The sequence below is a fragment of the Vibrio sp. JZG120 genome (assembly GCF_053890955.1).
Map to the genome: position 1 here is coordinate 1,138,680 of NZ_JBSRRK010000001.1, position 17,479 is coordinate 1,156,158.

Genomic DNA, 17,479 nt, shown 5'->3' on the forward strand with positions numbered 1-17,479 from the left:
AATCCAATGAGCAAGTAGACGAATATCGGCGTATCATCCAACAAAAAGCCCCAACCCTTTTTGTGTGAAAAGGATTGGGGCTTTTTTACTATTTGGTTAACGTTCAAAAGTAGATGAACAGACGTAAACCTTATCTACGCCGTTTTAAAAGTTGCCATCTGTTGATTCAGCTCGGTAACTTGCTCTTTTACTTGCAATGATGTCTCTGATGCACGTTGGCTGTTATTCGAAACCTCATCCACTGATTGAGTAATATCGGACATCAATCCAGTGATCGAACTAGTCGCATGAGATTGCTGCTCTGCCGCTGCCGCAAGTTCTGCCATTTGTTCATTCAAAGAGCCAATTTGCTCAGTAGTAACAAGCAAACGAGTTACCGCTTTTTCAATGTGCTCCGCACCCTGCTCCGCAAGTGATTGGCTGTGTTCAATTTCCTCAACTACCGAATTAGTCGAGCGTTGAATCGCATTGATGATGCCGTTGATTTCTGTCGTCGATTGAGTAGTGCGAGTCGCCAACATACGCACTTCGTCCGCCACCACCGCAAAGCCTCGTCCTTGGTCGCCCGCACGCGCCGCTTCTATCGCGGCATTCAATGCCAGTAAGTTAGTTTGCTCTGCCAAGCCTTCAATCACTTCAGTCACTCGACCAATGGCTTCGCTCTCTTTGCTTAACTGCGTCACTTGCGTACTCGCGGTTTCAATGCTGCCATGTAAGCTTTCCATAGTGACTTTGTTTTGCTCTAAAGCATCACGACCTTGTTCAATCTCACCTTTTGAATCAGAAAGCTTCTGCACTGATTGATTGGCTTGATCTAGGGTGTTACGCGCGGCTAAAGCGATTTCATCCAATTGGCTTCCCATTTCAACAATGCTGGTTTGTTGCTGTTCTACATTCGATGAAGTGACTTGTGCCGATTCCAACAAAGCACCCATGCTGGTATCCACTTGATGCGCTTTCTCGCTCACCCCTGCCACGATGCTCGCTAACGATTGGTTCATGCGGTTAATCGAATCGGTAAGGTCTGCCAATTCATCTTTCCCAGCAACAGTGAGCGGAGGCTGAGAAACGTCCCCTGAAGCGATCGTCTTTGCACGCTCCGATAAGTTTTTCACTCGGCGACCAATGGTGTTGCCCATGTATTTTGAAATCGCTATCGCGGCAAACAAAACCAATACCGCTGCAATCAGCATGGTGGTGAGTACGTTTTTGATCGACTGATTAATGCCCTGTCCGCTTTGATCTGCACGACTTTGTTGAGCCAATACGATCGTTTCTAAACTTTGGTCTAGGGCATCCGCTGCTGGCAACAGTTCGTTCGCCATCAGCAAGTTTGATTCGTTCCACTCTGGCGACTGACGCAATGCAATCACCTGCTCTGCTAAGGGAAAGTACAGTTGCTGCATTTCTTTAAACAGTGACCACAGTGATTGGTCGTTATCAGTAAGTCTGTCGAGTTTGCTGTCGATTTCCGCCACAGACTGATTGTGGTACTTAATCAAGTCATGGTATTTGTCTAGGTGATCTTGCTGCCCGTACAACAGGAAATCTCGCAAGGCGGACAGAGCATTGGCGAGCGAGGTATAGCTGTCGGCATAGACTTTAAACAGACGTTTTCTGTCTCCACCAAATGGGTTTCCTGACTCTTCATTGATTAAGCTTTGAAGCTGATCAAGTGCCACTTCTGCAATGGGTGCCGCTTCGTTAATAAAGAGGTTGTGCGCGGGTAAGTTCTCATCACTGTGGCTGAGCTCAATCAACTTGTTTAGAGAGACTTTTACCGCGTCCCACTGGCTTTGAATCGCTTGAAAATCCTGTTCAGAGATCAAAGCCTGCAAAGTCGGAAGCGACTCGTCAGTAGACATCATGATATTACGCACGTCCTCACTCAGACGTGCGCTCGCTTCTTGATTACCACCTAGCAACATGTAGGCTCGAATAGAAGACAGCGACGCTTGAACGGACTGTTGGATACCGCGACTGGTGTCTACGGTTGGTAAATCGGATTTAAGTAACGAAGAGGCGTATTGCTCTACAGTGGTGACGTTGCGATACGTGAATACCGCTGATGCCATAAAAAGTACGGCTAGCAGCACAAAACTGAGCTGCAACTTCCCTGATATCGTAAGGTTCATCCATAAACTCCTGACAACGATGAGCCTTAAATATAACGATGTTTACAAAAATGTTAAATGCTTGTATCAAAAACAACTTCAGAACAAGGCATTATTTGTGATTGATTGCATTATTTAGGGATAGCAGCTAAATGAAAGGCGTCTCTAGTAACTATACCGGATATTAGCAAACACCAAAGTTGCAGGTGTTTCTCCAAATAAGCTGCCGTCCGTACCGTTAAAATGTTGAACTACAGTTAGCAGTTGCCAATTATCACTGAGTGAATAGCTGCTGGATAATCCAGCAAAGTAAGAGCCATCATCATAGTAACTAGCCGATAAGGTGACGCGGTTAAGCGCCGTTAAGTCGAAGCTAGCATCGGCATAAACAGTATGCTCCGTGAAGCTCAAGGTTTTCGCAGAGAGAGGGAGGTTTAGGTAAGTTAATGCGTTGCTCGCTGGCTTTGGTTCAGAAATAAACAACCAAGCACCTCTCACCATCCAGTTACGCACACCACCAAAACTGTAATCTGACTCCAAACTAGCGACTGTCGTATCCTCAGTAGGCTGACCTTGACGCTCTGTATCAATAGGATCAAACCAGCTTAACTCGCCTCGAAACCCGGCTTGATAGATATCAGTCGCGAACCCTGCTCCAAGAACATAGTCTTGCTGAGATCGACCCGCAATGATTTGATAGTCCCAACCAGAAACGTTGGAGAAATATCGTAGTGACGTGCTGTTTTCTTTAGACTGCTTTGACGGAGAGAAAGCGAGATCTAACCCATTGGCAAACCCAAGTTTTTTACTCACCATGACAGCGTCGGTGCCCGCCCGCTCTTCGTAATCAAAGTCGTAAATAGAATAGGCGTTGTAAATGTCGTTTGGGTTCCAAATGGTGTTCATTGACCAGTTGACCCGGAACCGCCCTAACCTTGCACCCCAATCTTGGTCACTCCAAGAGACGTAGAGTCGATCCAGTTGGGTATTGAGGATTACATTATCTTCTCGCCAGTTTTTGCTTAGATCAAAATACCCATTATCAAGCGCCACGAGTTCCGCATATTGAGGAATCTCAAGCGCATCGCCCCACAATGCTCTATTCCTGATACCAAGATTTATTCGCCATTCAGGAGAAAAGCGATATTCAACGTTAATCCGGTTATGGAGTAGGTGGTCAAGGGTATTACCCTGCTCGTCAGGCATACTATAGGTCGCCATGTACTTCACATAGCCATTGATATCCCATGCTTTTTCAGGCTCCAAACCCGGCACGCTGGCATTAGTTTTAATGCAAATTACCGCAGGACTTAATGCAAAAATAAGCCGCAATAACTTGGATAGTAAACCCACACCTTCTACTCTACCACGCATGGCTCTTCTCTATGGTGTTATCAATGTTGGCAAAATCTCGTGCCAAACGCCCGTCCTCAAATACTATGATTCGATGCGCGCGCTTAATAACTCTTGGATCATGGGTAGAAAAGATAAATGTCGTGCCTTCTTTTTCGCTGAGTTGTTCCATGATATCAAGTAGCTCGGCTGTACTTTTTGCATCTAAGTTGGCGGTAGGCTCATCTGCCATTACAAACCTTGGTTTTGGTGCCAATGCTCTTGCAACCGCAACTCTCTGTTGTTGGCCTCCAGACATTTTACTCGGACGTTTATGCATCTGCTGTGATAATCCAACCTGTTGCAGTAGCGCGCTGGCGCGTTCACGACATTCCCTTTCTGTTTTCCCTTGCAATTGCATAACAAACTCGACGTTTTCAAGAGCTGTCAGTACGGGGAGCAGACTATAATCTTGGAAGATAAAGCCAATGTTATCGCGTCGATAAGCGATCAACTCTTTTTCTGACATATCAGAGAGTAAGCATCCATCAATTTCCACGCGTCCTGATGTAGGGGAATCGATCCCGCCCAACATGTTTAGTAGGGTCGTTTTCCCTGAACCAGAAGGTCCCATAATAGCGACAAACTCACCTTGCTTGATCTCCAAATCTACGCTCTGAACCGCATGTACCGGAAAGTCACTCTTTGGGTTGTACGTCTTGGATAAGCCTTCCAATTTAATCGTCATTACGTTTTCTCCGCCATGGCATCCGCAGGTCGATGTTTGAGAATTTGCCTTGCTGGATACAAAGCCGCAAATAAGCTTGCGACAAAAATAGCCACAATAATCAATTGATATTCATAAAACGACACTCTTGGATAAAGCAAGGTATCGACGCCATAAGCACCTAATCCATCCGCAAGTGCGCCAAGCGATAAGCCAGTAATACTCAGTATTTTCAACATGACTGCGCTTCCTAATAACCCTAGCGCGCAACCACTCAAACCAAGGAATAGCGTTTCCAAAATAATCAGTGTGCGAATTTTATGCTGCTGCATGCCAACCGCCATTAACACCCCAAACTCTTTCGTTCTTTCAAAAACTGACATCAGCATGATATTGATGATTCCCAGAGTCATGGCAAGTACGAAAACGACCAACATAATTTGGTTAGAGATACCCATTGAGCTCATCATTGTTGCGAGTAAAGGCTGTATTTCTTGCCATTTTCTCACGACCAATTGTTCACGGTTGGCTTGTGGCAATATTGATAACGTAAATGCCTCTGCACTTTCTAGCTGTTCAGTCTCGTTGGAGTTCAACAAAACGCCAATTTCATGCGCACCCGACAAGCCTGCGATTGTTTCGAGATCGACTTTACGAACGTAGACATTACCGTCATCAAACGTGGTGGATGGCGTTTTAAAAATACCTCGAACGCGAAAAGCTGCGCCAGATACATCACCCTTGATGTCAGATAATGTTAAAACCACTTTCGATCCAACACGCAGCTTCAATCGATTTGCGGTTTTTTGCGAAACAAGAATGGGGTTTCTTCCCACTTCGTTTAACCATTCTCCGTCTATCACATGGCTTTTAAGCGGTGTGATACTTTGCTCTTGCTCAATATTGATGCCATTGATCCGAACGCCTCTCGTACTACGCGCAGAAGCAATCATGCCATCAGCAAGAAATCGCGCCGATACCGCTTTAACATCTTGATGTGCAGCCAAAGCGACCGTTATCGTTTGATAATTCGTTATTGTGTCACTAAGGTCAGGATTATTAAGGTAGGATTTCTGATGCACTTGTAGATGACTGGTTTGCCACGCTATCGCGTTTTTGATCATGCTGTCGACCAAACCGTTCATGAATCCAATCATGGCAACAACGCCCATTAAGCCGAACACCATCGCTCCCAGCATAATGGAAGTTCTGAGCTTGTTCCGCCATAAATTACGCCACGCCAATTTAATCAACATGCGCGCCTCCTTTTAGCCCACTAGCAATGGGCAAGCGAAGAAGTCTAGCCATCGGATACATCAGACATAACGATAAAATAACGAGAACGACAAGAATTTGATCCATTAACAAATAAGGGTCTAGCGAAACAGGTACGATTGGTTCAAAGCCACTCTCCAGCATCACTTGTGCAGCATCGCCAGTAATCTCAATCGGATTGATATAGAAATACGCAAGCACAGGCGCGCTGATCAAGACACCGAGCACAAGACCAATAACGGAGATAAACATCGATTCAATGGCGACGAGCCCCATCAGCTTGCTGCGCAACATACCCGTCGCGAGCATCACCGCAAATTCACGCTGGCGCTCTAACGTCATCATCAAAATCGTGGCAAACAGGCCAAAACCAACAATGCCGTACAAGATATAGATCAAAAAGATCCCACCCGCTTTGTCCAAGGCGATCTGTTGAGAAAGTTCTGGCGACAGCTCCTGCCAGCTTTTTACTGCGACGCCAATCCCGTACTGGCGCTTTAGTTGTTTAACAATGTCAGGCAACACGCGTAAACTTTGAGTGTTAAGGACCCATGCGGTGACTTGGTTATCAAGCGAATACAGCGCTTGTGCGGTATCAAGAGGCATGTAGACCAACTGAGAATCTAACTGCTGCAAAGGAAAGTGCAAAATACCGGACACCTGATACAGTCCAGCCGCCGTTTGACCACGATAACCCGAACCATACAACACCAGTTCATCACCAACGTTCAAATGAAGGTAGTTTGCCAAGCCCTCACCAACTAGCACCGAGTTTTGTCCAGATGCAATAAAGCGCCCTTGTACGATTTTGTCACTAATGCTGGAGTAGCTATCTTCAGCGTCAGGCTCAACGCCGAGCACCATCACGCCTTTGGATCGTTCGTCTTTGGCGGCAAGCGCAAATGACTCAATTCTCGGCAGAACGATGTCGATATCAGGATTATTTTTGGCAGATGCAATGAACGCAGGCGTTTGTGGAAGGACATCATCAATGCTAGAGGAGTCCCCAAAATCGGGATGTTGTAGCTGAATTAATCCCGTATAGAACTTCGCAGCGTTTTTAATATTTGAGGAGTAACTTCCTTCTTGGAACGCTCGAGTCAGTAAGGAGAGAAACAGAACAAGAGCTAACGCAGAAGCGGTTAACAATGTCCGCCGTTTTTGCCGCCATAGATTTCGCCATGCGAGCTTGATGAGCATCCGATTCTCACCTCTTATCTAAACCAAAATCCACCCTAATCTCGCAGAGCCTTCATTTGCTGCTGGGAGAAAAAGTCATCATCGATATCAAAATCAAATTGCGCTTCGTGCGTAATCAAAACCGTTTTATTTCCTGGTTTATCTATCGGCTGCATCTCCATGCGAGTCGCAACGTCTCGCCCACCCAACGTTTTCACATCGTAAGTCGTCAAAACATTTACCAGTTCATCAAATTCATCGTAAAACTCGACTTTGCGCTGTAACAAGCTCGTTTGAGAAATCCACAGTCTGACTTTGCTCCAAACCACTGGGGCGTCAGGCTTGGCAAGTGCATCAACTACCCAAACTTTGTCGCCATCAAAGGTTTCACTTTGAAGCAGTTGATGTTGATAATCGACAACAATAGAAGATTGGTTAATTAAATCATCATTCGTGAAGTCTGATCCCATCCAAGACTGACTGAGCATGGATGGCGCAATTTTAATCACTCGCTCGATACTCGGCACCCAATTCCACATTTCTCTATGACGTTTTAACGAGGCGCTACCTTTATCTTTCGCCGGAGCAGTCACCAAGACCAAAGATAATTCCGTACCTTTCGTCCAACTCTTCATGGTCATTGAACGTGACCAGTCAGGGCGAACAATTTTCATGGTGGCTTCGCTATAACTGGATTTTCCGCGCATCGCTTGATCAGACTTTTGGACTATATCGAAAGCGCTCTCAGCGTAAGAAAAAGAAGAGAGAAGTACACAAGCGAGAACACAAAACGTTTTATACATACCTTCCCTTTGTACCGACACGACCTAGAATTTGAATCGAAACGAAACGAAACGGGTATAATAATTTTAAATTCAATTGAGTATAGCAAGTGAGGATTTAGAAATAGCGATTGGTGACTCAAAAACGCTAAGGGACTTGACGAAGCTCAGGTTGAACCTGGCTGTCTGTTATGACTTGAAACACAGCGCGATTTTTACCTTCAGACTTACCTTGATACATCAGTTGATCAGCGTCTTGTAAATTCACGATGTGAGTAAATTCAGGGTAGTATGCGCAGCCTAAGCTAATGCTCAAATGAATCGCTTGCCCACCAAGGATAATAGGTTGTTCGTACACGGCTTTGCAGAGCATTTGAGCAAAGTTGCGCGCTTCTCGCTCAGAGAGCGATGCCGTCACGAGTGCGAACTCTTCTCCGCCAATTCTCGCCAAGGTCATACGTTCATCAGCCATTGATTTCGCTGTTTCAGCCACGGCCACTATCGCTCTATCTCCGACAAGATGACCGTATTGGTCATTAATTGATTTAAAATCATCAATATCAAATACCATTACCGTCAAGCTTCGCTGCAAGTGATTCAAGAGCGCCAATTGTTCAATCAAGTGTCTACGGTTGTAGAGTTTTGTTAGGGAATCCGTTAACGTCATCTCCAGCAATTGCTGGTTGGCAATCGTCAATTGTCTTGTGCGCAGCGCAACCATGCGTTTGAGTGCGAAGATATGATACAGCGTCGCAACCGCCATAACGAAAATCGCAATAGGTAGGAGATAAAGAGGATAGACCGTTTTCACCACACTCCAGCGATTGAGGATCCTTTCTCGATCTGTATCGATAACTTTTTCAAACGCTCGAGAGACATCCAAAATGGAAGCAGAACTATGCAACCCTGCTGCAATCCGAAGGTCTTTACTATATAAATTTATTACAGGAACAAACATGCCTGCTCCCGGCATAGTTGCCATATAAAAGTTAGCAACTTGAAGGTCCGCGACAAAATACAGCACCTTCTTATCGACAGCAGCCTGTATCATCGTGTCGTTATTGATGTACTCTGCGATAGGCGCATTAGGATAATTCGTCTTAATAAACTCAGACTCGTAACTTCCTTTAACGACACCAATTGGCAACGTCATTTCACCAGCTAAAACACTTTTGACATCAATCGAAAGCACGTCTTGATTGACATATAATTTAGTTTGAATGGGCATGATAACTGCGCCAAAATCCAAGTAATCGGCTCTTTCCGATGAGTAAACCAATCCCGCGTGAAAGTCAGCACGCCCATCTTTTACGGCCTGTAAAGAAGCCTCCCAATCAAGAAGCAGAAACTGAACATCAATTTGGTTGTCCGCCGCATACGCTTTCCAGAAGTCGATCAAAATGCCTTTGGGTTCACCGTCTGGGCTAAGGTAAGAGAATGGCTTCCAAGCTTTGGAGTTAGCAACAATTAAAGAATGAGACTCTGACTTGTGCGCATACGTCATCGGGCAAATAGACAGCCATAGTAGTAACAAAGAAGCACACGCTTTTGTACACTTGCAACCATAAGTACCATAACTCGTCGATGACATACCTACTTCTCACCAGTCTTTTTAAACCATAATCTCGGCTGTTTTGTCTGATCTAAAGATATAGCAGAGCGGTGTCGGACAGGAAGTGGCTCCTATTGATATGAATCTAACTTAGTAGGTTTTAGTACTTATTTGGTACTTTTCAGCGTCTAGTTTTAAGAAGAAAGCTAGCCAGTATAAGGTGAGATAAGAGTGATTTAACTAACACTAAACCATTGAATTTGAATAGGTTGATAAAAAGCAGCATCAATAAAAAAGCCCTATTCAAAATCCACATCGGGGAGAACTTTGAATAGGGCTCTTTGCCTCTATGCTTCATTTTCCGACTGAAGCTGCCTTTACCTTTTTTCGCTTTTACGACTCGTGTTCTGAACAATTGACTGGTGACAACCGCTTTTAACGCATTGTCCTTGATTTCACCTCTGCCGAAATCGGTCTCGTGTTGTAACTCATTCGGCTGAGGACTGGTTTTAGGTTTTGCCATAAATCCTCCTTAATGGTCGAACCAGATTGGACAATAATTATATAAATAAGTCAAATTTATAGATTTAGTTGAATTTTATGCTGAAAAACTTCACATCACCGTCATTTATTTGAAATTTAATCAAAAACATGCTGGTTAAATAGTGACTAAATACAAATATTTGTCCATAAAGCACTAATATATGTTGACTCTTCGTGGAATTAACCTAGACTCAAACACGGCTAGAAAGAAAGTTCTTTGTTTTCACATTTCGTTGGATTACTTGTAACCCGTCGTCCTGTGGTACGCAATAGCAATTTATTTTTCCACGCTATAAGCGCCGTTGAGGCGAAAGATTACATTATTTAGATATTTAGGAAATAGACATGTCTAACACAGCTACTGGCACAGTTAAGTGGTTCAACGAAACTAAAGGCTTCGGTTTCATTCAACAAGAAAACGGCCCTGACGTATTTGCTCACTTCTCTGCAATCACTGGTGACGGCTTCCGTACTCTAGTTGAAGGCCAGAAAGTAGAATTTGTTATCTCTCAAGGTCAAAAAGGCCCTCAAGCAGAGCAAATCAAAGTACTTTAATTCTTAAAGAATTTGATACGATAGCCAGCTTCTAAAGCTGGCTATTTTTTTGTCTATAACTTATTTTTGCCAACAAAAACGATATAAATCCATGGCTCTTAAACCGATTATTTATAAATTTCGTATCGCCATTTCCGATATGAATAACGACTATTACGATTCTAAAAATCTAACTATCGCCCTTCACCCTTCAGAAAAACCTCAACGAATGCTGGCTCGTGTTTTAGCTTACTGCTTAAACGCTCAAAGTAATTTAGAGTTTACGAAAGGGCTTTCTACAATTGAAGAGCCTGATTTATGGCATGTTGGCGATGATCAAAGCATTACTCACTGGATTGAAATTGGCGAACCAGAACCAGAAAGAATCAAGAAAGCCTCTCGCCTAGCAAAGCATGTGAAAGTTTACACTTATAACACTAAAGCGACGGTATGGTGGGATAAAATGTCAGGAAAGTTCTCAATGCTTCCCGTCAATGTAGAAAGCTTTGACTACGACGCTATCGACTTGATTTGTCAGCACCTTGACCGAGGCACTAGCCTTTCTGTTATGATTACCGGCAGCTCTATTTTTGTTGATATCAACGATCAACACGTCGAAGTAACGGTGAAGGAACTAAAAAGCCATGACGTCTCTTAGTGAACTGAGTCAAGAGATGGGATTCAAAGAAATTCCCTTCGTTAAAGAACATAAAGCGGCAAAGCGACGTTGGTTAAAAGAACAGTCACAACTGTTTACAAAAGTTTGTGAGAACAAACCCGCCACGGCGCCTACTCTTCACCTGCTTGGTCTTTTGACTAAGTCGCATATTGAAGCCAGCGCTAACTATGAGCAACACGCGCATTCTGCCCAGCAAATGCAGCAAGCGCTGACTGACTCCTTGGGTGATGAGCACGCGGATAAGTTCACTAACCAGTCCGCAGAAGACCTTATCTTGATAACCCACCTTTGGCTTTATACTCAAGGCTATTTGAATATGGACTTTAGCTTGGCGCACGATCATGCCGAGCAAACTCAGAATACATTGCAACACGAGCTTGTTGTAAAACGCATGGATGTTGATGCATTCAGAACCGAACTGATGCAAAGCTTTTATCTAGGTAGAGAAGCCAGTCCAGCTTCGACTAGCGGCTTTTGGGGCAGGTTAAAACGCTTATTTTCCGCATAAAATACATGGTTTTATCCATTTCAAACAACTGATAGACTTCACGCTCAATGCAACAAGCATCATGATTGCATTTTTAAAGGACAATTACCCAATGAACATCAAGGGATCATTATGAAGTTTATCCGTTGGATTTTAGGCAAGGTTATCTTATTGCTGAACGCCGTGTTCTCACCTCGTGGTATTAAACGCAGTGCAGAAGAACAACAACGTATTGATGAAAAAGCAAAGCAATACGCACTTTACCAATTTGAAGCTTGCCCTTTTTGCGTAAAAGTCCGCCGTGCAATGAAGCGTCAATCGGTGAACATTGAGCTACGTGATGCAAAAAATAACCCGACTCATCGAGCTGAACTAGAGCAAGGTGGTGGACGAATTAAAGTCCCTTGCCTGCGTATCGAAAAAGATGGCGAAACACAGTGGCTATACGAGTCATCTGACATCGTCGCTTACGTTGAAAAAGAATTTGCCTAAGTTCCCCCTATGAACATTGGCGGATGTAAAAGAGGCACCATACAGGTGCCTCTTTTCTATTCAGTCTAGCTGCTCGGCGCTATGCCTAGCCTTTGGGGTCACTCTTCTTGCTCACTCCCAGACGGAAACGCCAGTAAACACATAAGGGCTTAGTGAAAACAACACGACGTAGTTTATCGACCAACCATCGCCTTACTCATCAACGATCAGCGTTAGCTCTACGCGTCGATTACAAGCTTTGCCACTGGCTGTCGAATTACTGCACTGCGGCACATACTCGCCAAAACCTCTAGAAAATACGCGTTGACGAGGAATACTCGTCGCCAGCAGTTGCTTTTCCACTTCACGAGCTCGCTTTTCTGACAACGTGTCATTAAAGCTGGCAGCTCCCGTGCTATCGGCATGGCCATCGATCACGACATCCACATCCGTTCTTCCTGCTAGATAGTGACCAATGTTTCGAATCCAGTCTTGAGATTGCGCTGATAACTGAGCAGAGCCAGTTTGAAAATGCACTTGCTCTTTCAAACGTATCATTAAGTGACCGCCACTGAGTGTCTCATGAGGAATATTGTGCCTGTTCAGAAACATTTCCAGAGAGGTCACATTTTGCGACTTTTTTACTGATGCCCTCTCAGTCTGATACGTGCGAGGTGAAGAAGCCACACTGGAGGCGCTCGGATAGCCCCACTCAGGATGTCTCAGCTCGGTGTTTGTTTTAGGAGCTGTATCTAAAATGTTCCCGCCAGGAACCATGTCTTGATCAAGGCTACTGCACCCAGTCAGAATGCCGCAAACAATTAAAAACCACTGCTTCATACCATTACCAACGTAGAAAAACTCTTGTCCATTGTGTCGACAAAACACGCCAAATCTTTAGCGCTTTTATCCACCGATTGGTTTGTATATGCAGCGTTCATGCCACTAGAATCAATATCAAGTCTCTCTCAAATAAAAAGCGATGCCAAAATACCTCCCTGCAGCCTACACATCAGGAAAAGTCTGTTACCAATCGTCTCACTTTATTGTTATTTAATGGTTTTAGTCACTATCGTTAACCGATAAACTAACGCAAATTTCTTACTTAGAGCATTATTATGTTAAAAACCATATCGAAAGGCTTTGCTGTGATTGCCGCCATGATGGCTTTGTCGGCATGCGATAGCGGCAACACTCAGCCTCAGCAAGGCAAGCAATACAAAGTTTTGCCTGTATCTCTTCAAGAATATGATTTGGCGCCATTGACAGAAGCTTTTGCCCTAACTTGCGGCCACTGCCGTTCAATGGAAGAGTTTGTCCCTCAAATCGAATCGCTAACTGAGCAAAGCGTTGAAAAAATGCATGTAACTTTCAATGAGAGTGCACAAGTAAGCGCCATCATCTTCTACACTGCAGTCATGCAACTAGAGTCGACACCTGACAAAGCATTTATGGCGGATCTTTTTGCTGCCGTACAAATGGGTCCTGATGCAACTGCTGAGGAACGTCAAATCGCCGTAGAGAAAGCCTTTGAGTCTCGCAACCTTATCAGCCCTTACCATTTAGATGAAGCACAGCAAAAAACGCTGTTTGAGTACATCACTAAGGCAGAAGCGATCACGACTCGCGGCCAAATTAACTCCGTTCCAGCCTTTATCGTTAATGGAAAATACCAAGTCATTACTAGTGGTCATGACAGCGTCGAAGCCATGGCAGAAACCATTAACTATTTGCTAAAACAACCTAAATAGACAAGGAGCTTACGTGTCTAAATTTTTGTTTCCTCTCATTATTTTCATTCTGGCGGGCTTTTTCATTTACCGTACTTGGACAAACCATAAAGTAGCGGATGAAAACTTTGCGAAAGGCCAAGCATTCTTGCTCGAGAATGCGAAGAAAGAAGGCGTCATTACAACAGAAAGTGGTCTTCAATATATTGTTCTTGAAAAAGGCGAAGGTGAGGTTCACCCAACCGCAACAAGCAAAGTCAAAGTGCACTACCACGGCACGTTGATTGATGGCACTGTGTTTGATAGCTCCGTTAATCGCGGTGAGCCAATTTCGTTTGGTCTTAACCAAGTCATTAAAGGCTGGCAAGAAGGCCTGCAATACATGGTCGAAGGTGAAAAAATCCGCCTTTTCGTACCAAGCACGCTCGGTTATGGCAAAAGTGGCTCAGGCCCAATTCCCCCAGCAAGTGTTTTGATCTTTGATGTTGAATTGTTAGAGATTCAATAATTCTAGAAACTTTGCATTAAAGCCAAACTATCAAAACCAAAAACGCCGCGAACCACGCGGCGTTTTCTGTTTAAAGAGAGGCTACAAGCCAATATAGTGATCCGAAAGCAATGCAATGAATAACGCAAAAAGGTGATAGATAGAAAATTTAAACGTCTCCATCGCGGTATTGGGCTCTGACGCGTATTTTAGCTTCCATGCATGGTACATAAAGCCAGCGTTAAGTAGTAACGAGGCAAAAAGATAAACAACGCTGACCATTCCAACCAACACCGGCAGCACACAAACCAACGTCAACAACACCGTATACAACAGAATAGAAGTTTTGGTGTACTCGATACCATGTGTCACTGGCAACATTGGAATATCCACCTTACGATAGTCCTCTACGCGATGAATTGCGAGTGCCCAAAAGTGTGGTGGCGTCCAGATAAAAATGATCATCACAAGCAGCCAAGCATTCGCATGCAACTGCCCTGTTACGGCAGTCCAACCGAGAAGAGGCGGCATCGCACCCGCAATACCTGCAATTACGATATTTTGCGGAGTAGCGCGTTTGAGGTACATGGTGTACACCATCGCATAGCCGAGTAAACTCATCAAAGTCAGCCATGCCGTCAGTGAGTTGACCAGCGCATATAAAAGAACAAACCCTATGACGCCTAACGCTGTCGCAAAGGTTATCACCGATAACGGCTTAGCTTCACCCGATGGCAACGGACGTTTGTGTGTCCGAGCCATTCTCGCATCAATGCGGCGGTCAATCAGGTGATTAAACGCCGCCGCGGAGCCTGCCATCAAACCAATGCCTGTTAGGCCAGCCGCCGCCTGCAACCAAGGAAACTCAGTAACAGGCGCTAAACTCATCCCGACAACGGCCGTCACCAGCATTAATGCGACTACTTTAGGCTTCGTTAACTTCAAATAAACGGAACTTAGTCGCTTTCGCTCATTTAACGACAGTGCGATTTCTTTACTCATAGCGAACTCCTTTCGCGGTGTAACTCCAAGCTTTTTTGCCCTGCCACAAATAAAACTGACTCACACAAACAAGACTCAACATAATGGCGGCACCCAAGTTATGTGCCACGGCGACATAAATAGGAAGTTGGAATACAACGTTGCTCACGCCCAACATAATTTGACACGCTAAAGTGAGTAGTAACCATCCTCCAATGCGCTGTGAATGATGGGAATCTTGCCTCATGAGCATAATGCTATAAGCCAATACGACTGTGGCGGTGACAATCGCACCGAGGCGATGCGTAACATGTATGGTCATTCTTGCCGGATACTCCAATACACCAAACTCGTAATTCTCGAATCCGGTTTGCCAGAAAGAAAACGCCTCTTTCCATGAGAGATGACTCATCCAATCTCCCTCACAAATAGGCAGTGAGGTGCACATGAGCGCGGCATAGTTTGACGAAGTCCACCCTCCGAGCAGCACCTGCATAAAAACAACCAGAAAAACCAATAATGAGAAGCCTCGCAGCGAGCTGGAAGATGGAGAAAAATAGAGATTATTTTGCGCTTTTAACTGGCAGTAAAAAATCGCCTGCAGAACCAGTAAAGTAAAGCCACCAAGCAGATGAAGCATTACGATGACTGGCATTAATTTGAGCGTCACGGTCCACATCCCCAAAAGTGCTTGCCCGACCACCAGTACACTGAGCAGCATCGGAATAGTAGGATTCACGCGCTCTGACCTCATTGATATCATTGTCATGGCAAAAATGACCAGACCCAGCGTTCCCGCAAAATAGCGATGAATCATTTCAAGCCATGCTTTCTCATGCTCGACAGCCCGTTCAGGGAAATTAAGATTGGCACGTATTACGTCTTCTTCTTGATGAGGCACACCAAAGTGCCCATAGCAGCCGGGCCAATCAGGGCAACCTAACCCTGCATCAGAAAGGCGAGTATACGCGCCTAACATGATCACCACGAAAGTTAGGAGCAAACTGAATTTAACCAACTGAATTAACTTCATATACGCCCCTTTCTAACCAACTCGTGACAATTTTAAGAGCTTGCGTAAATCCGCCAACATACCTTTGTTGAACGAGACTAAATCTTCATTCGGTTTTGGCGAGTAAGACATCACCAATTGCCCCAGAGGATCAACGATTAACATTTGTCCGGGTTTCACTTTGGCGGTAACCGATTGATTCATTTGCATTGTCGTCATCGATATATCTACGGTACCGGACAACTCTGTCTGCCAAAGCACCGGCACCACACGCTCTTGATATTTTCCTAAAGCGACATGGCTTTGCTGAAGCAGGTAAAGCTGCTGCCTGCATTGTTCTGTGCACTCATTAGGTAAAACATAAGCAAGTTGCCACCTGTGCTCCTTGAGTGGGGACTCTTGACCAAGTAGCTCTAACGTTGTGTATGGTTCAACTAACACACCTCTATTGGTCACACCGCTTTGATACCACCCTTGGGTGAGAATGACCTTAGCGATGACGGCAGGAAGCGCAAACGTACACACCAACGCAATCAACATTAGCCGCCCTTTGGTTACTTTAGATGTCATGCTTCACCTCCATGTGACGCAACTTTCTTTGCCAACGAACAAAAACAATTAAGGTCAATAATAAGAAAACGCCCGCCATCGAAAACCACTGAATCGAATAACCGAAATGCTTGGCGCTGTTGAGCGGCAATGGGTTCCAAGGAAAGTCGTAAGGCCAATTTTTTAGATTGTCTGGCTGCAAGACTGCGGGCATAAGTTCAATATTAAGTAGCTGATTCAGTTGCGCGATATTCAGGTTCTGCACACGAATGGCATCGCCAACTTCTGGCATTAATTCAGAGCTCAACGGGTTAGCAGATTTTCGGTACAGACGTCCCGAGATAAAGGTCGACACTTCGAGTGTTGTGACGGTTGGTAATACTGAACGATCTGCTATTCCCTCCACAAAACCAAGCTCTAATAATGCATAGGTTCCTGATTCATCACTCATAGAGACAATCTGAAATGCTAAATAGCCCACATTGCCCTGATGCGTTTGGTTATCCAGTAAAATCACGGGAAACGCCTGAGGAACAACATTAGCTTCCACTTTTTTCCCGAGGATGCTGCCTTCTCTCCAATCGTTTTCTTCAAGAACTTCGCCTAATGTTTGGTACGCACTATCCGCTCGCGCAAGAATGGCTTGTTCCAAAGCCTGTTTCTCTTGCCCTCTTTCAAGCTGCCAAAAACCCAGTTTGACCAAAAGAGAAAACACAACCACAGTTAAACCAACTGCAACCCAAAACCGTTTCGATAGCCATAATTGTCTTGATAACAACAACGATGAAACCGGAGGTTCTATGTCCACCGTATTTCTATTCAAACTGACGCTTGTCCTTTTGCTGCTTTTCATTATCTTCAACCTCGCAAAAGCGCTTATCGAAATGGTTCGTGAAGACCCAGATAATCCCGAAAAAAGAGACAAACCTATGAGTCATTACTTAGGCCGTCGAGTCATGTTCTCCGCTTTAGTTGTTATCCTTCTACTTATTGCGCTCAGTTCAGGCTGGCTAGCTCCGAATCCCCGTCCTTACTAATCGCCCAA

20 protein-coding genes are annotated in these 17,479 nt (G+C 44.7%); 7 read left to right on the forward strand and 13 right to left on the reverse strand.

Annotation, left to right across the window (positions count from 1 at the left end; genetic code table 11):
• Window positions 1-134 precede the first annotated feature (134 nt).
• The 8 genes from ACWPOD_RS04885 to ACWPOD_RS04920 all read right to left on the reverse strand — a co-directional run bounded on the left by ACWPOD_RS04885 (window position 135) and on the right by ACWPOD_RS04920 (window position 9,484).
• Window positions 135-2,135: a HAMP domain-containing methyl-accepting chemotaxis protein gene (locus ACWPOD_RS04885; protein WP_456231608.1), complete on the reverse strand. Its 2,001-nt coding sequence runs from the start codon at window positions 2,133-2,135 to the stop codon at window positions 135-137.
• A gap of 144 nt (window positions 2,136-2,279) precedes the next feature.
• Window positions 2,280-3,488, reverse strand: a complete 1,209-nt coding sequence (locus ACWPOD_RS04890; RefSeq protein WP_456231609.1) for a hypothetical protein — start codon at window positions 3,486-3,488, stop codon at window positions 2,280-2,282.
• Window positions 3,478-4,194, reverse strand: a complete 717-nt coding sequence (locus tag ACWPOD_RS04895) for an ABC transporter ATP-binding protein (protein WP_456231610.1) — start codon at window positions 4,192-4,194, stop codon at window positions 3,478-3,480. The genes ACWPOD_RS04890 and ACWPOD_RS04895 overlap by 11 nt, the downstream gene beginning before the upstream one ends.
• The gene (locus ACWPOD_RS04900) at window positions 4,194-5,429 is read right to left on the reverse strand and encodes an ABC transporter permease (RefSeq protein WP_456231611.1); all 1,236 of its coding nucleotides are present in this window, start codon (window positions 5,427-5,429) and stop codon (window positions 4,194-4,196) included. Before ACWPOD_RS04900 ends, ACWPOD_RS04895 begins: the two co-directional genes overlap by 1 nt.
• Window positions 5,419-6,648, reverse strand: coding sequence for an ABC transporter permease (locus ACWPOD_RS04905; RefSeq protein WP_248380102.1), 1,230 nt, complete (start codon window positions 6,646-6,648; stop codon window positions 5,419-5,421). Before ACWPOD_RS04905 ends, ACWPOD_RS04900 begins: the two co-directional genes overlap by 11 nt.
• A 35-nt stretch (window positions 6,649-6,683) precedes the next feature.
• Complete coding sequence (locus tag ACWPOD_RS04910; protein WP_046873698.1) at window positions 6,684-7,430, reverse strand: outer membrane lipoprotein-sorting protein; 747 nt, start codon at window positions 7,428-7,430, stop codon at window positions 6,684-6,686.
• Window positions 7,431-7,557: 127 nt separating this feature from the next.
• Entirely contained in the window at window positions 7,558-9,000 is a 1,443-nt protein-coding gene (locus ACWPOD_RS04915; protein ID WP_456231612.1) for a transporter substrate-binding domain-containing diguanylate cyclase, read from the reverse strand.
• A 142-nt stretch (window positions 9,001-9,142) separates the two neighbouring features.
• Window positions 9,143-9,484, reverse strand: a complete 342-nt coding sequence (locus ACWPOD_RS04920) for an alternative ribosome-rescue factor A (RefSeq protein ID WP_006742054.1) — start codon at window positions 9,482-9,484, stop codon at window positions 9,143-9,145.
• 365 nt (window positions 9,485-9,849) lie between these two features.
• Here ACWPOD_RS04920 and ACWPOD_RS04925 point away from each other — a divergent pair, with 365 nt between their 5' ends.
• The 4 genes from ACWPOD_RS04925 to ACWPOD_RS04940 all read left to right on the forward strand — a co-directional run bounded on the left by ACWPOD_RS04925 (window position 9,850) and on the right by ACWPOD_RS04940 (window position 11,696).
• On the forward strand, window positions 9,850-10,059 hold the full coding sequence (locus ACWPOD_RS04925) for a cold-shock protein (RefSeq protein ID WP_005375625.1): 210 nt from the start codon (window positions 9,850-9,852) through the stop codon (window positions 10,057-10,059).
• A 91-nt stretch (window positions 10,060-10,150) separates the two neighbouring features.
• Window positions 10,151-10,696 carry a YaeQ family protein gene (locus ACWPOD_RS04930; RefSeq protein WP_258505014.1) on the forward strand — a complete coding sequence of 182 codons (546 nt, stop codon included), beginning with the start codon at window positions 10,151-10,153 and terminating at the stop codon, window positions 10,694-10,696.
• A complete protein-coding gene (locus tag ACWPOD_RS04935) occupies window positions 10,683-11,225 on the forward strand; it encodes a hypothetical protein (RefSeq protein ID WP_456231613.1) in 543 nt (180 codons plus the stop codon). Before ACWPOD_RS04930 ends, ACWPOD_RS04935 begins: the two co-directional genes overlap by 14 nt.
• A 111-nt stretch (window positions 11,226-11,336) precedes the next feature.
• Window positions 11,337-11,696: a glutaredoxin family protein gene (locus ACWPOD_RS04940; protein WP_053809555.1), complete on the forward strand. Its 360-nt coding sequence runs from the start codon at window positions 11,337-11,339 to the stop codon at window positions 11,694-11,696.
• Between the two features lie 192 nt (window positions 11,697-11,888).
• Here the strand turns inward: ACWPOD_RS04940 and ACWPOD_RS04945 are convergent, their stop codons facing one another.
• Window positions 11,889-12,515 (reverse strand): OmpA family protein, encoded by a 627-nt coding sequence (locus tag ACWPOD_RS04945; RefSeq protein ID WP_048625248.1) that lies wholly within the window; start codon window positions 12,513-12,515, stop codon window positions 11,889-11,891.
• A gap of 278 nt (window positions 12,516-12,793) precedes the next feature.
• Between ACWPOD_RS04945 and ACWPOD_RS04950 the strand changes: the two genes are divergently transcribed.
• Window positions 12,794-13,426, forward strand: coding sequence for a thiol:disulfide interchange protein DsbA/DsbL (locus ACWPOD_RS04950; protein WP_176319646.1), 633 nt, complete (start codon window positions 12,794-12,796; stop codon window positions 13,424-13,426).
• Window positions 13,427-13,439: 13 nt separating this feature from the next.
• Complete coding sequence (locus tag ACWPOD_RS04955) at window positions 13,440-13,913, forward strand: FKBP-type peptidyl-prolyl cis-trans isomerase (RefSeq protein ID WP_005391162.1); 474 nt, start codon at window positions 13,440-13,442, stop codon at window positions 13,911-13,913.
• A gap of 81 nt (window positions 13,914-13,994) precedes the next feature.
• Here ACWPOD_RS04955 and cyoE read toward each other — a convergent pair whose 3' ends face one another.
• The 4 genes from cyoE to ACWPOD_RS04975 are packed head-to-tail and all read right to left on the reverse strand — an operon-like array spanning window position 13,995 to window position 17,242.
• Window positions 13,995-14,894 carry a heme o synthase gene (gene cyoE, locus ACWPOD_RS04960; protein ID WP_456231614.1) on the reverse strand — a complete coding sequence of 300 codons (900 nt, stop codon included), beginning with the start codon at window positions 14,892-14,894 and terminating at the stop codon, window positions 13,995-13,997.
• Window positions 14,887-15,906, reverse strand: a complete 1,020-nt coding sequence (locus tag ACWPOD_RS04965) for a COX15/CtaA family protein (RefSeq protein ID WP_456231615.1) — start codon at window positions 15,904-15,906, stop codon at window positions 14,887-14,889. The genes cyoE and ACWPOD_RS04965 overlap by 8 nt, the downstream gene beginning before the upstream one ends.
• A gap of 12 nt (window positions 15,907-15,918) precedes the next feature.
• Window positions 15,919-16,455, reverse strand: a complete 537-nt coding sequence (locus tag ACWPOD_RS04970) for a hypothetical protein (RefSeq protein WP_046873706.1) — start codon at window positions 16,453-16,455, stop codon at window positions 15,919-15,921.
• Window positions 16,445-17,242, reverse strand: a complete 798-nt coding sequence (locus tag ACWPOD_RS04975; RefSeq protein WP_374044488.1) for an SURF1 family protein — start codon at window positions 17,240-17,242, stop codon at window positions 16,445-16,447. Before ACWPOD_RS04975 ends, ACWPOD_RS04970 begins: the two co-directional genes overlap by 11 nt.
• Here ACWPOD_RS04975 and ACWPOD_RS04980 point away from each other — a divergent pair.
• Window positions 17,235-17,471 (forward strand): DUF2909 family protein, encoded by a 237-nt coding sequence (locus ACWPOD_RS04980; protein ID WP_005391169.1) that lies wholly within the window; start codon window positions 17,235-17,237, stop codon window positions 17,469-17,471. The genes ACWPOD_RS04975 and ACWPOD_RS04980 overlap by 8 nt on opposite strands.
• Window positions 17,472-17,479: the final 8 nt, after the last annotated feature.

Bases quoted from the DNA above. Each gene is read 5' to 3' on its own strand.
- ACWPOD_RS04980 (WP_005391169.1), top strand. From the start codon at position 17,235: ATGTCCACCGTATTTCTATTCAAACTGACGCTTGTCCTTTTGCTGCTT.
- ACWPOD_RS04930 (WP_258505014.1), top strand. From the start codon at position 10,151: ATGGCTCTTAAACCGATTATTTATAAATTTCGTATCGCCATTTCCGAT.
- cyoE (WP_456231614.1), bottom strand. From the start codon at position 14,894: ATGAGTAAAGAAATCGCACTGTCGTTAAATGAGCGAAAGCGACTAAGT.
- ACWPOD_RS04935 (WP_456231613.1), top strand. From the start codon at position 10,683: ATGACGTCTCTTAGTGAACTGAGTCAAGAGATGGGATTCAAAGAAATT.
- ACWPOD_RS04950 (WP_176319646.1), top strand. From the start codon at position 12,794: ATGTTAAAAACCATATCGAAAGGCTTTGCTGTGATTGCCGCCATGATG.
- ACWPOD_RS04920 (WP_006742054.1), bottom strand. From the start codon at position 9,484: ATGGCAAAACCTAAAACCAGTCCTCAGCCGAATGAGTTACAACACGAG.
- ACWPOD_RS04895 (WP_456231610.1), bottom strand. From the start codon at position 4,194: ATGACGATTAAATTGGAAGGCTTATCCAAGACGTACAACCCAAAGAGT.
- ACWPOD_RS04885 (WP_456231608.1), bottom strand. From the start codon at position 2,135: ATGAACCTTACGATATCAGGGAAGTTGCAGCTCAGTTTTGTGCTGCTA.
- ACWPOD_RS04970 (WP_046873706.1), bottom strand. From the start codon at position 16,455: ATGACATCTAAAGTAACCAAAGGGCGGCTAATGTTGATTGCGTTGGTG.
- ACWPOD_RS04945 (WP_048625248.1), bottom strand. From the start codon at position 12,515: ATGAAGCAGTGGTTTTTAATTGTTTGCGGCATTCTGACTGGGTGCAGT.
- ACWPOD_RS04915 (WP_456231612.1), bottom strand. From the start codon at position 9,000: ATGTCATCGACGAGTTATGGTACTTATGGTTGCAAGTGTACAAAAGCG.
- ACWPOD_RS04965 (WP_456231615.1), bottom strand. From the start codon at position 15,906: ATGAAGTTAATTCAGTTGGTTAAATTCAGTTTGCTCCTAACTTTCGTG.
- ACWPOD_RS04940 (WP_053809555.1), top strand. From the start codon at position 11,337: ATGAAGTTTATCCGTTGGATTTTAGGCAAGGTTATCTTATTGCTGAAC.
- ACWPOD_RS04905 (WP_248380102.1), bottom strand. From the start codon at position 6,648: ATGCTCATCAAGCTCGCATGGCGAAATCTATGGCGGCAAAAACGGCGG.
- ACWPOD_RS04910 (WP_046873698.1), bottom strand. From the start codon at position 7,430: ATGTATAAAACGTTTTGTGTTCTCGCTTGTGTACTTCTCTCTTCTTTT.
- ACWPOD_RS04890 (WP_456231609.1), bottom strand. From the start codon at position 3,488: ATGCGTGGTAGAGTAGAAGGTGTGGGTTTACTATCCAAGTTATTGCGG.
- ACWPOD_RS04925 (WP_005375625.1), top strand. From the start codon at position 9,850: ATGTCTAACACAGCTACTGGCACAGTTAAGTGGTTCAACGAAACTAAA.
- ACWPOD_RS04900 (WP_456231611.1), bottom strand. From the start codon at position 5,429: ATGTTGATTAAATTGGCGTGGCGTAATTTATGGCGGAACAAGCTCAGA.